The 13,194-nt window shown below is 50.4% G+C and carries 9 protein-coding genes and 1 pseudogene; all 10 read left to right on the top strand.

Features of this window, described 5'->3' with window-relative positions; translation table 11 throughout:
• Window positions 1-253 precede the first annotated feature (253 nt).
• The 10 genes and pseudogenes from EAG14_RS17790 to EAG14_RS17750 all read left to right on the top strand — a co-directional run bounded on the left by EAG14_RS17790 (window position 254) and on the right by EAG14_RS17750 (window position 12,639).
• Window positions 254-637: a DUF2304 domain-containing protein gene (locus tag EAG14_RS17790; protein ID WP_099657972.1), complete on the top strand. Its 384-nt coding sequence runs from the start codon at window positions 254-256 to the stop codon at window positions 635-637.
• Entirely contained in the window at window positions 634-2,109 is a 1,476-nt protein-coding gene (locus EAG14_RS17785) for a mannose-1-phosphate guanylyltransferase/mannose-6-phosphate isomerase (protein ID WP_121729677.1), read from the top strand. Before EAG14_RS17790 ends, EAG14_RS17785 begins: the two co-directional genes overlap by 4 nt.
• A complete protein-coding gene (locus tag EAG14_RS17780) occupies window positions 2,106-2,981 on the top strand; it encodes a glycosyltransferase family 2 protein (protein ID WP_240456833.1) in 876 nt (291 codons plus the stop codon). The genes EAG14_RS17785 and EAG14_RS17780 overlap by 4 nt, the downstream gene beginning before the upstream one ends.
• The gene (locus tag EAG14_RS23450; protein WP_240456832.1) at window positions 2,963-3,220 is read left to right on the top strand and encodes a hypothetical protein; all 258 of its coding nucleotides are present in this window, start codon (window positions 2,963-2,965) and stop codon (window positions 3,218-3,220) included. Before EAG14_RS17780 ends, EAG14_RS23450 begins: the two co-directional genes overlap by 19 nt.
• Window positions 3,217-4,289, top strand: a pseudogene (rfbB, locus tag EAG14_RS17775) (dTDP-glucose 4,6-dehydratase). Before EAG14_RS23450 ends, rfbB begins: the two are co-directional and overlap by 4 nt.
• Before the next feature lie 5 nt (window positions 4,290-4,294).
• Complete coding sequence (gene rfbA, locus EAG14_RS17770) at window positions 4,295-5,179, top strand: glucose-1-phosphate thymidylyltransferase RfbA (RefSeq protein ID WP_121729676.1); 885 nt, start codon at window positions 4,295-4,297, stop codon at window positions 5,177-5,179.
• A gap of 48 nt (window positions 5,180-5,227) precedes the next feature.
• Window positions 5,228-5,776 carry a dTDP-4-dehydrorhamnose 3,5-epimerase gene (gene rfbC / locus EAG14_RS17765; RefSeq protein ID WP_121729675.1) on the top strand — a complete coding sequence of 183 codons (549 nt, stop codon included), beginning with the start codon at window positions 5,228-5,230 and terminating at the stop codon, window positions 5,774-5,776.
• Window positions 5,776-6,594, top strand: coding sequence for an ABC transporter permease (locus tag EAG14_RS17760; RefSeq protein ID WP_121729674.1), 819 nt, complete (start codon window positions 5,776-5,778; stop codon window positions 6,592-6,594). Before rfbC ends, EAG14_RS17760 begins: the two co-directional genes overlap by 1 nt.
• Window positions 6,584-7,972 (top strand): ABC transporter ATP-binding protein, encoded by a 1,389-nt coding sequence (locus EAG14_RS17755; protein WP_121729673.1) that lies wholly within the window; start codon window positions 6,584-6,586, stop codon window positions 7,970-7,972. Before EAG14_RS17760 ends, EAG14_RS17755 begins: the two co-directional genes overlap by 11 nt.
• Window positions 7,973-7,974: 2 nt before the next feature.
• Entirely contained in the window at window positions 7,975-12,639 is a 4,665-nt protein-coding gene (locus EAG14_RS17750) for a glycoside hydrolase family 99-like domain-containing protein (RefSeq protein ID WP_121729672.1), read from the top strand.
• Window positions 12,640-13,194 lie beyond the last annotated feature (555 nt).

The following is a 13,194-nucleotide window of genomic DNA, read 5'->3' as shown; positions in this document are numbered from 1 at the left end:
CCTGTGTGAGTGCTAATGATAGGGGCATTTGATGGCATTTCAAGGGCTGAGCCTCTGGCGTACCTCACAACTTTTACCTGGGGCCAACTCGGGACGCTTTACCCGCTATATACAATCTGACAACACACTGAACGCTGTGGAGAGGGGGGAGTCCGCCCATCTTCGACTTTCCCAGGCGTTTCCTACTCCGCGCCTCTTGCCCTGTAAACACTCTTGCGATGCAGAGTGAGGCGCTCACTCTCCTCAAAACCGAATGGCGTCCTTGCAACTGACCACCACGCTAATGGGCATTGGCCTTGCGGCGCTGATCCTTCATCTCATTCGCAGAGACCATCTCTATGTGATGCATGGTCTTTTCTGGGTGCTGGTGGCGGGGGCCGCTGCATTGTTGGGTGCATGGCCAGGGCTGATTGACAAGCTGGCGGCATTGCTTGGGATCAGCTACCCACCCGCGTTGCTGCTCTTGCTCGCATGTATGGTGCTTTTGGTGAAATCACTGCACTCCGACATGGTGAATACGCGCATAGAGCGCGATGTGCGTCGGCTCAACCAGCGCTTGGCTTTGCTTCAGGCAGATTTGGAAGCTCGCACAGATGACCATGGGCAGCAGTCGCCTGGTAACTCCTCTGGCATATGACCTGTCCACTGCTTCCTGTCATCCTGTGCGGCGGGTCTGGCACTCGCCTTTTTCCTTTGTCTCGGGAGAGTTACCCCAAACAGTTTCTTGCACTTGCTGGTGAGCAAACCATGCTTCAGCAGACTGCAATGAGGTTGCATGGCTTTGAGGGCGATGTAGCTGTGGCCTTTTCGCCGCTGCTGGTTTGCAATGAGGATCATCGGTTTTTGGCCGCCAACCAGTTGCTGGAAATCGGTATTCGTCATGCCGATCTCATCCTCGAGCCAGTGGCTCGAAACACCGCTCCTGCCCTTGCTCTGGCCGCGCTGCACGCACGTGCTGGCAACGAAGATCCGGTGATGCTTGTCATGCCTGCAGACCATGTGATCAGGGACATGGACGCCTTTCATCATGCCGTGCGGCTGGGGTATGGGCTGGCGTCTGAGGGAGGGATTGTCACCTTTGGTGTGGTGCCGCAGCATCCTGAAACAGGCTATGGCTACATCCAGTATCGGCGGGAACAAGCAAATCAAGCGTTTCCTGTGGAGGGTTTTACGGAAAAACCGAGCTTGGCGCTGGCGAAGCAATACCTGGCCCAGGGTAACTATCTGTGGAACAGCGGCATTTTCATGATGCGGCCAAGTATCTGGTTGAAGGCGCTGGTTGCAGGCCGACCTGACATCTTGAGCTGCTGTGAGGGGGCAATGCAGGCAGCGCGGTGCGATATGGATTTCATCCGCCCCAGTGCCGCCGCATTTGAGTCGTGCCCTTCGGATTCCATTGACTATGCCGTGATGGAGAAGCTGCCTGCCCATCCTGAATGGGGCATCCCAATCAGTGTGGTTCCGTTGCAGGCTGGTTGGTCAGATGTTGGCTCTTGGGATGCGCTGTGGAGCGTGTTAGACCGCGACAATGAAGGAAATGCCGTGGTGGGTGATGCTGTTCAACACCACGGTTGCAGCGGCTCTCTGTTTCTGTCTTCAAGCCGTTTGGTAGCGGGTATCGGTCTTAAAGACGTGGTGGTTGTCGAGACCCCAGACGCCGTTTTGATAGCCGACAAACGGTGTACCCAAGAGGTTAAGGCTGTAGTGGCCCAGCTAAACCAAAAGGGTAACAAACTTGCCAGCCAGCATCGAAAGGTTCATCGCCCCTGGGGTTGGTATGACCTGATCGATAGCGGCGAGCGGTTCCAAGTCAAACGCATTGTGGTCAATCCGGGGGCCAGCCTGAGCTTGCAAATGCACAAGTACCGCGCTGAGCATTGGGTCGTGGTCAAAGGCATTGCAGAAGTCACCCATGGCGATCGCTGTTTTCAGTTGCAGGAAGACGAATCCACCTACATTCCGTTGGGGCAAACGCACCGCTTGAGTAATCCTGGGACGCAGCCGCTGGAAATCATTGAGATCCAGTCTGGATCTTATCTAGGAGAGGACGATATCGTCCGCTTGGATGACGTTTACGGTCGAGTGCCACCAGTGAGCAAAGCTGCATGACTGAGCTGCGCAATACAAATCCAACAATGGACGTTGTAGAGGCCTTGTGTCTGGCTGCGGCAGAGAGCTCAGGGCAGGGTGTAGGTGTGCTCGTGATCAACTACAACACAGCCCGGCAAACGCTGCGCTGTCTGGAATCCATCCAGCAATCGACCCTGCTGCCGGATTGGGTGCTTGTGCTCGATAACGCCTCTGCAGCCGCCGATTACCACCATCTGCTGGAAGGCGCGCGTGCGCCGCAGGTCGGGTCCTTGCGTATTTATCGGTCTGAGCGGAACCTCGGGTTTGCCGAGGGAAGCAATGTGCTGATTGACCTGCTATTGAAGCAGGCCACTTGCAACTACATCATGCTGCTTAACAATGATGCTGTTGCGCAAAAAGACATGCTTGCATTGCTGCGTGATGCACTGCAGGCCGCCGGCGAAGGGGCTGGCCTTGCCGGGGGGCGTATGCACAATCTGGCCAATCCTGCTGAGGTTGATACGCTTGGCATCGCTTTGTATGCCAGCTTGATGCCTGCAGACCGCAAAACCCTAGACGACCTGTACGTCGGACCTACCGGGGGTTGCTGCATGTTCAATCGGGCATTGGTAGAGCAACTGAAAGCCGTCTCGGGTTATTGCTTTGACCCCCGCTTTTTCTGCTACTGCGAAGACACTGACCTTGTCATGCGCGCCGTGCTGATGGGTTACCGTCCGGTGTATCTGGACCAGCTGCTGGCGTTGCATGAAGGCCAGGCCAGCAGTGGGGGGGCTACAACCCTTTCATTGCCTACCATGGGCTGCGCAATGCCCTGTGGATGCACATCAAGTTGGCACCTTCCCATCTCTGGTGGCGGTATGGGGTGTTTTGGATGTTGGCACACATCTTGATGATAGGCCGACACACTTTGTCCGGGCGGTTTTCGCTGATGCTTCGGGTGTACCGCGATGCCTGGCGCAAGGCCCCTGAATTCTGGGCCGAGCGCAAACAACTTCAAGTGAACTTAAAGACGCACAGCCATGCGCTGAATGACCGCATTACCAAGCGCTTCTACCGCACTGGCTATCTGCGGCAGGTGCTGCAAGGGCATGCTGTTTTCAAACACTTTTTCTTTGGGTCAAAAGTATGACCATCTTGGTAACTGGCGGCGCCGGCTTCATTGGCGCCAACTTTGTGCTCGACTGGATTGCCAACGGCGACGAGCCCGTGGTCAACCTCGACAAACTCACCTACGCAGGCAACCTGCACAACCTCGCTAGCGTGCAGGGCAACCCCCGCCACGTCTTTGTGCAGGGCGACATTGGCGACACCGCCTTGCTCGCGCGCCTGCTGGCCGAGCACCAGCCCCGTGCCATCGTCAACTTTGCAGCCGAATCGCATGTGGACCGCTCCATCCACGGCCCGAAGACTTCATCCAGACCAACGTCGTCGGCACCTTCAGGCTTTTGGAGGCTGCAAGGCAATACTGGCAAGCGCTGCCAGCTATCAAAAAAGAAGCGTTCCGCTTCCTGCACGTCTCTACCGACGAGGTCTACGGCACCCTCTCGGCCACCGACCCGGCCTTCACCGAAGACAACACCTACGAGCCCAACAGCCCGTACTCGGCCAGCAAGGCCGCCAGCGACCACCTAGTGCGCGCCTGGCACCACACCTACGGCCTGCCGGTGCTCACCACCAACTGCAGCAACAACTACGGCCCGCTGCACTTCCCCGAAAAGCTCATCCCCCTCATGATCGTCAACGCCCTGGCAGGCAAAAACCTGCCCGTGTACGGCGACGGCATGCAGGTGCGCGACTGGCTGTACGTGCGTGACCACTGCAGCGCCATCCGCCGCGTGCTCGAAGCCGGCCGCCTGGGCGAGACCTACAACGTGGGCGGCTGGAACGAAAAGCCCAACATCGACATCGTCAACACCGTGTGCGCCCTGCTCGACGAGCTGCGCCCCCGCGCTGACGGCCAGAGCTACCGCACCCAGATCACCTACGTCACCGACCGCCCCGGCCACGACCGCCGCTACGCCATCGACGCCCGCAAGATCGAGCGTGAGCTGGGCTGGAAGCCTGCCGAGACGTTTGACACCGGTATCCGCAAGACCGTGCAGTGGTACCTGGACAACCCCGAGTGGGTGGCGCAGGTGCAATCGGGTGCCTACCGCGAGTGGGTGCAAAAGCAATATGACAATTCAACAGCTAAGTAAATCGCATGAATAAGCGCAAAGGCATCATCCTGGCCGGCGGCTCTGGCACGCGCCTGCACCCGGCCACGCTGGCCATCAGCAAGCAACTGCTGCCGGTGTACGACAAGCCCATGATCTACTACCCGCTGAGCACCCTGATGCTGGCGGGCATCCGCGACATCCTGGTCATCAGCACCCCGCAAGACACGCCACGCTTTGAGCAACTGCTGGGCGACGGCAGCCAATGGGGCCTGAACCTGCAATACGCCGTGCAAGCCAGCCCCGACGGCCTGGCGCAAGCCTTTGTGATTGGCGAGCAATTCGTCGGCAACGCCCCCTCGGCCCTGGTGCTGGGCGACAACATCTTCCACGGCCACGACTTCCATGAACTGCTGGGCAGCGCCAGCGCCCGCACCGAGGGCGCCAGCGTCTTCGCCTACCACGTGCACGACCCCGAGCGCTACGGCGTTGCCGAATTCGACGCCCAAGGCCGGGTCCTGTCCTTGGAAGAAAAACCCAAGGCCCCCAAGTCCAACTACGCCGTCACGGGCCTGTACTTCTACGACAACCAGGTCGTCGACCTGGCCAAGGGCCTCAAGCCCTCCGCCCGGGGCGAATACGAAATCACCGACCTGAACCGCCTGTACCTGGAGCAAGGCCAGCTCAACGTCGAAATCATGGGCCGAGGCTACGCCTGGCTGGACACCGGCACCCACGAAAGCCTGCTCGAAGCCGGCCAATTCATCGCCACCCTGGAACACCGCCAGGGCCTCAAGATCGCCTGCCTGGAAGAAATCGCCTGGCGCCAACGCTGGATCGACGACGCCCAGCTAGAACGCCTGGCCCAGCCGCTCACCAAGAGCGGGTATGGGCAGTACCTGATGCGGGTGCTCAAAGAGAAGATTTACTAAATTGCCGCTGCCGCTGCCTACCGTTATTTGCATCCAACGCCATTGCCCATGAAAGCCACCCGCCTCGCCATTCCCGACGTTGTGTTGATCGAACCCAAAGTGTTCGGAGACGCCCGTGGTTTTTTCTTTGAAAGCTTCAACCAAAAAGCCTTCAACGAAGCCACGGGAACCCAGCACGAATTTGTGCAAGACAACCACAGCCGCAGCGCCAAGGGGGTGCTGCGCGGCTTGCACTACCAGATCCAGCAACCCCAAGGCAAGCTGGTGCGCGTGGTGCGCGGGGCCGTGTTGGATGTGGCGGTGGACATTCGCAAAAGCTCGCCCACCTTTGGCCAATGGGTGGCAGAGGAGCTGAGCGAAGACAACCACCGCCAACTGTGGGTGCCACCGGGCTTTGCGCACGGGTTTGTGGTGCTCAGCGAGATGGCGGAGTTTCTGTACAAGACCACGGACTACTACGCGCCGCAGTTTGAGCGCTGCATTGCGTGGAACGATCCCGCGCTGGCCATTGACTGGCGCCTACAGGGTGCGCAGCCGCTGCTATCGGCCAAGGATGCGCAGGGGCTGGCTTTGAGCCTGGCGGAGGTGTTCTTCTAATGCGCCAGTTCTCTGCCAGTCCGTTTGAAATGTTCGCCAGTCTTTGGCGTAATCGCGAACTTATTCAAGTCTCTACGAAGCGTCAGGTAATAGGGCGATATCGTGGCTCTGTACTCGGTATTCTGTGGTCGTTTTTTAATCCGCTATTTATGTTGGTAGTCTATACCTTTGTATTTAGCGAAGTATTTAAAGCGCGATGGAACCCGGGGAGCGATTCGAAAACAGAATTTGCCTTGGCTTTGTTTGCTGGTCTAATAATTTTCAATCTATTTGCGGAATGTATTAATGCTGCACCAAGCATTATATTGTCAAATCCAAATTATGTTAAGAAAGTAGTGTTTCCGCTGGAAATACTACCGTTCGTGGTTTTTCTCTCTTCACTTTATCATGCGCTCATAAGTCTGGCTGTTTGGTTTACGGCTTATTTTATATTCTTTGGAATCCCCCATTTAACTGTATTTTATTTGCCTCTCATCATAATTCCATTGGGCTTTTTTACAATGGGATTGAGTTGGGCTTTGGCGTCGCTGGGGGTGTTTTTGCGTGATGTGTCACAGTTTATCGGCGTCTTGACGGCAGTGCTGATGTTTATGAGTCCTATTTTTTATCCTCTGGCTTCATTGCCTGAGCGATATCGCCACATTCTTTATATAAATCCATTAACTGCAGCAATTGAGCAGGTGCGAGATATTTTGTTTTGGGGGAAGGCACCTGATTTTACGGTGTTGAGTATTGGGTGGGTTTTAGCATCTGTAATTGCCTTCTTGGGTTTTTTCTGGTTTCAAAAGACTAGGAATGGATTTTCTGATGTCCTCTGAAGTTGCAATTAAAGTTGAAGGTCTCAGTAAGTGCTTTGAGATTTATGAGCAACCACGCGATCGGCTGAAGCAATTTGTTCTGCCGCATTTGTATAGATCGCTTGGAAAGCCTGCTAAGAAATATTTTCGTGAGTTTTGGGCGTTGCGTGATATAGGCTTTGAGATTAAGAAAGGCGAGACGGTCGGAATTGTTGGTCGGAACGGCAGTGGTAAATCTACCTTACTGCAAATAATTTGCGGGACTTTATCCCCGTCCACTGGAACCGTTTCTACCAATGGTCGCATTGCTGCCTTGCTGGAATTGGGGTCTGGTTTCAATCCCGAGTTTACTGGGCGTGAAAATGTATATCTTAACGGTGCAGTATTGGGGCTAAGCCGTAGCGAAATTGACAGTCGCTTCGACGCAATTACAGAATTTGCCGATATTGGCTCGTTCATCGATCAGCCAGTCAAGGCATATTCCAGCGGCATGGTCGTGCGTCTGGCATTTGCGGTTGCAATCAACGTAGATCCGCAAATTTTGGTAGTTGATGAAGCGCTGTCGGTGGGAGATGAGCTTTTTCAGAGAAAGTGCTTCTCCAAGATTGAAGCGATTCGCTCTGCTGGGGCCACCATCCTGTTTGTGTCGCATTCCGGTGGCACTGTTGTCGAGTTGTGCGACCGTGCCATTCTGCTTGATGCGGGAGAGCGCCTTGCCACTGGCTCGCCTAAGAAAATTGTTGGGCGTTATCAAAAGCTACTTTATGCGCCCAACGATAAGCGCGATGCTATCCGTGCTGAAATTCGGCTAGAAGCTGCCAATCAGCAGGTTAATTTGGTAAGTCTGACGAATGCTGAGCCCATCGTGCTTCCCACTATTTCTAAGATGGAGCCTGCCGAGCTGCCCGATAGTTATGACCTTGCTCTTAAACCAGTTAGTACCATTGCGTATGAGTCTTATGGCGCAACCATTGAAGATCCGGCCATCTATACGAGCACTGGAGAGCGTGTTAACAACCTGACAAGGGGTAATACCTATTACTACCGCTACCGTGTGCGATTTGAACGCCCCGCTAGCAATGTCAGGTTTGGGATGATGATCAAGACGACAAATGGTATTGAAATCGGAGGGGCGGCGTCAGCAGCATCCAATCGCACCAGTCTTCCCTATGTGACTTCGGGCACCGTATTTTTGGTGAGTTTCGAGTTTTCTTGTCGGATTAATAAAGGGGTTTATTTCCTCAACGCTGGTGTGGTAGGAGATTTAAATGGAAGTGAAACTTACTTGCATCGGCTGATTGATGTAGCAATGTTTCGCGTACTTTCTGAATCAGATGATTTGGCAACTGGATTCATTGATTTCTCTTGTTCGCCGCGTGTCATGATTGAAGAAAATTGAATATGAAAAATCCTATAAATATGCAAAAGGGAAAGCCGCAGTTGGTTATCGTGCTTGGAATGCACCGCAGTGGGACCAGTGCAATTGCCAGAGGTCTACAGACTTTGGGTGTCGCCCTGGGCGATCATCTTGAACCACCGGCTGAAGGTATCAATGACAAGGGATACTGGGAAGATATTGATTTTGTCGCACTGAATGCCGAGATGCTCGAGATCATTGGCCGTAGTTGGCATAGTCTTGACCCAATTCAAGCAATTGATGTTGATAATTTGTGCGATCGTGGCTACTTATCCAGGGCCACCGATTTACTGCATTCAAAAATCAATGAATTTGAATACTTCAGTTTAAAGGATCCACGTACCGCTGTATTGCTTCCTTTTTGGGAGAAAGTTTTCATCACTGGGGATTTTGATGTGCGGTACATTTTGGCCATTCGAAACCCTGTCAGCGTGGCGAACTCGCTAGCGCGCAGGGATAGCTTTGACCCAGAAAAATCTTTTTTTCTATGGGCGGAGCATATGGTTTCGGGCCTCGCAAATGTGGGGATGCGGCCACTTATCCTGCTTGACTATGACCAACTCATGTCCGACCCCGAAGGGCAGCTCCACCGACTGGCAAGTTGGCTTGGCACTCCTCTAGATTCTGAGAAATTAGCAATTTATTGCAATGATTTTTTAGATGAGAAATTGCGGCACTCGAAATTTTCGAACGTTGATCTACAAGCGAATGAGGCAGCCTCACTATTGGTTCGCGAAATTTATTCTGTTCTAGTAGATGTGTCGAATGAGCGGATATCGATTAAAGAACTGCGAGCTTCGGATTGTATTCAGCGCTGGAAAAAAGAGATAGAGCGTGTCCGACCTATATTGCAGTTGTGCGACAAATTGAGCGATCGGGTACTCAAAGAAAAGACAGAGTTATCTGCATTAAAAAAAGTCCTTCATGAGCGAAATAATCTCATTGAAAATTGTGAAGAGCAAATCTCTACGCTGACTCAATCTGCAATTGAACGTGATGAGCAGATAGTTAAGTTGACGCAGTCTGCAATAGCACGTGATGAGCAGATAGCTAAGTTGATGCAATCTGTTATTGAACGAGATGAGCAGATATCTACGTTAAGCATTTCGCCAGAAAATTTGAATAATGAGATAAGTGCCCTGCAGGAGACAATTTCTAGCCTTTATAAAAGTAAGAGCTGGCAATTGACTGCTCCCCTAAGGTATGTTCTCAGTGCATCTCACAAAATAATACGAACCGTAAAAGTGCTTCCGGATATTGTCGAGAGAAATGGGGGCTTAAATGCCACCATTCGACTTAGTATCAGTGTTATAAGCAATGAAGGTATCAGGGGATTTTTCCGTCAAACGCTCAAGGCCTTTGAACCGCTAAATTCAGGAGTCCCTTTTTTGGGCGCTGCTGCCGGTCGACCTCGTTCTATAAACATAGAGCCCTTTTATATTGATCCGGGATCGGATGTAAAACCTTCTGCATCCCTCAATAGCCCAAAAATAGGCATCCATCTACATATTTTTTATGTGGATTTGTTGGGTGAGATGGTTTCGTATTTGGCTAATATAAAATATTATTACGATCTTTTTGTATCTGTTCAGGATAATGTGGATCGTGATGGGATTGAATTGATTCTAAGAAAAAATTTGCCCTTTGCTGGTCAAATATTTATTGAGTCTGTGCCAAATAGAGGTCGTGATATTGCTCCGTTCATCATTAAGTTTGGTGCGCAATTGAGTAAATATGAGATCGTGGGACACTTTCATACTAAAAAGAGTCTTCACAGCCACACGCTATTATCTTGGCGGACGGAGCTTTTTGATAATTTGCTTGGCACTCCCGGAAGTAGTGGAGGACGCGTTGCAAAAATTTTCGAAAAACTATTAACCTCAGCAAAAATTGTTTTTCCAGAGGGTGGCCTTGGCATCCTGAAGGATGGTATGGGATGGGCTGCCAATTATGATGTTGCGAAGATTTTATTGGAAAAATACACTCAACTGCAGATTGAAGATTACCCTCTAATTGATTTTCCAGAGGGCTTTATGTTCTGGGCCCGCGGAACATGCATCAAAGATTTTCTCAATCTGCCATTGACTTGGGATGATTTTCCTCTGGAACCGATAAGGCCTGACGGCACTTTGGCCCATGCGCTTGAACGTTTGCTGTTTGTTTTTGCGAATGCGTATCCGGGAAAATTTATGAGACTCCATAAGGGGGACTCTATTCATGATTTTCTACATTACGAGGATCAACGCGACTATTCTTTGGTAAAGAAAAATAGCGATATAAAAATACTTTCCTATTATTTACCCCAGTTTCACCCGACTCCGGAGAATGATCTTTGGCATGGCGAGGGATTTACGGAATGGACCAAAGTACGGGCATCAAATCCACTGTTTGCTGGGCATTATCAGCAGCATATACCCCATCCAGATTTGGGTTACTACCTCATCGATGGTCCAGATATTCTGCAAAAGCAAGCGGAAATGATGTACAAAGCCGGTGTTGCCGGTCAAATATTCTATCATTATTGGTTTTCCGGTAAGCTAATTCTGGAGAAACCCGCTCAGATACTTTTGGCAAATCCAGATGTTGATATGCCATTTTGTTTTTGTTGGGCTAATGAAAATTGGACGCGGCGGTGGGATGGTAATGAGAAGGAGATTTTGCTTCAGCAGAACTATTCGAGTGAAGATGCAAAGGATTTCATTCAATACTTGCTGCCCTTTTTCAAGGATTCTAGATACATTCGAATTGATAACCGGCCCGTATTATTTGTCTACAGGCCTTCTTCTATCGTGGATTCGCAAATGTACCAAAGGATTTGGGAAGAAGAATGTCGGGCGGCTGGTATCGATAAACCCTACATTGTGGCTGTGCTTACCAGAGGTGCGACAAATCCCCACGATTTCGCCATGGATGCTGGCGTAGAGCGGGTTTTGCACGATTGGACGAATGGAGCAGTTTCCGATATCAAGAACCAACTTAGTCAGTATGAGCCTGTAAATGGAAGCATTCTTCCATATCATGGCGTGGCTGATTTTTATAGTCAGCAAGTGGAAGAGAAACCTTTCACTTACTTCCGCTCGTTGGTACCAATGTGGGATAACACCGCCAGATATGGCCGAGAGGCCTTTCTACTTCATGGCAGCACACCCGCCTGTTTCGCGCAGTGGTTGAATCGTGCGATTGACTATTCGAAAAATACCTTGCCTGAGGACAGGCGGTTTATTATTGTCAATGCATGGAATGAGTGGGCGGAAGGGGCTCATTTGGAACCCGACTCACGATATGGATTTTCATATCTTAATTCTGTAGGGCGTGCACTCTCTGGGATTTCACTCTCTCAGGAGTTGAATGTTAATGCTGAGATACCCCAAAATCTTGTATTGCATATTTCAATTCCAGAATCCATTGCATTGCAGTTTAAAAATGACAAGCAACTGAGGTCGCGGTTTTTCAGATGCCTTAATAGCTCAACGGTTTTCAAAATTTGCAAAATCTCTTTTGATCGTAAAGATTGTATTGAAGAGTGTCCTTCTTCATATGTTGGAGATCCTGGCGATGCAGATTTTATTATTGAGTTTAGGCGTGCGGTGCTTTTCGGAGTTGATGTGCTGGAAAAAATGCTCAAAACTGCATTAGCTTGTCCTACCTCCGTAATTCTTTCCAATACTTATGATGATCGAACTGAAATCCCTGAGTTGACTGAAAGTGGCTCTACGTCTTCTGAAAATGCCTATTATTCCGCTATTAGTTTGATATCAAAAAATGGTAAATTAGTAGGGTATAAAAACTTTCGTGTTCGAACCGATGCCCATTGCTTTGTGACGAATGCATCTTCCGTCAAAGATAGCTCAATGGCAGAGGTGACGACGGTAATCCGATTTCATAAATCTGGTGACATACAGCTTCTTAGCAATGCACTTTATTGTCTTGCCGCAATGCAGGACTGCAAAGTAACCCCTCTTGTCGCGACACAAGACCTGAACGAGCTTCAGTATAGCCAGTTAGAAAAGCTGCTCAATTGCGTACCCTGGGCAAATAACGTGGAGCCGATCATCTTGCCATTCTCCTCTGACAATGGAAATGGTGATTTACGCTCCAAGCTGCTCAATGAGGGACTTATGGCAGTTAAAACACGTTATGCGGCATTCCTCGATTATGATGACTTGCTTTTTTCAACGGCCTATAAATGGTTGCTCTCCAGGATGAATAAAACGGGAAAAGCCGTATCTTTTGGGCGAGTATATGCCGCAAATTATAAATCTCTTGAAGGTGTTATCGTAAGTAGGGAACGTATATTTGAATATGGCCACTCATACGATGAATTTGTTGGGTTGAATAATGCGCCGCTCCACAGTTTCATGCTTGATTTATCAAAAATTGATCGGCATAAAATTGTTTATCATGAAAATCAAAAATTCATGGAGGATTATTATATGACTCTTCAGATTTTCACGCGAGAGAACTCGGATTGGGCGGCGCTTGATATGAATAAATATATTGGAGACTATGTGCATAGCGTTGATAGAAATCATACGCTTGCCTTTGTGGATAATCGAGATAGAATGGAGTTGCTCCATTCTGAAGAATACAAGTGCTGCGATAAATGGATTTCTGAGATGCGAGTTAAAATGCATTCTCCACAGGTTTGAGGGTTATTTTCTGGAAGTTTTGTATAAATGATATTCGGAGAACTCTAAAACTTTTTTTAGCTTGCTTGCTTCACAAGCCCCGCTGGGCATGCCATTGCTGGGCGGGGTATCTAATGGGTGGTAGATCGATGCTTTTCATGAATCTACAATAGATGAAGGTAGCCGAAATGGTGAGGCGATATAAGTTACAGGCTGATATTAATCGGTATTTGAAAGTGCTCAAGCCAGAGGCCCAGGGTGCTTACATGTTTTACCGATTGCCCGTGCGCATCAAGGTCCATTCCAGTATTGATTTCACGCGCCTGATGTTGTATCGCGTTGTGCGTGAGAGCCTCAAGGGCACGTGGTGTACACCGACCGATCACCCGAATCAGCCTCTGTCGATTAAGCCGTATCCAATAGCGCAACTTCAGCTCCGATCACGGTTGTGCTCCCATCCAAGGCGAATCCAGCATTCATCATTGTTCGACTCATGTCTTGGCTGCATTTAGCATCAAGAACCCCACATTTAACCTTTAACGTTTGATGCCTAACTTGGCGGGGGCGTTATGGAGT

Source organism: Acidovorax sp. 1608163 (genome assembly GCF_003669015.1).
In the GTDB taxonomy this organism is placed as follows: Bacteria; Pseudomonadota; Gammaproteobacteria; order Burkholderiales; family Burkholderiaceae_C; genus Acidovorax.
The sequence above is the reverse complement of the archived record's forward strand: the minus strand, read 5'-3'. Positions and strand labels throughout refer to the sequence as shown.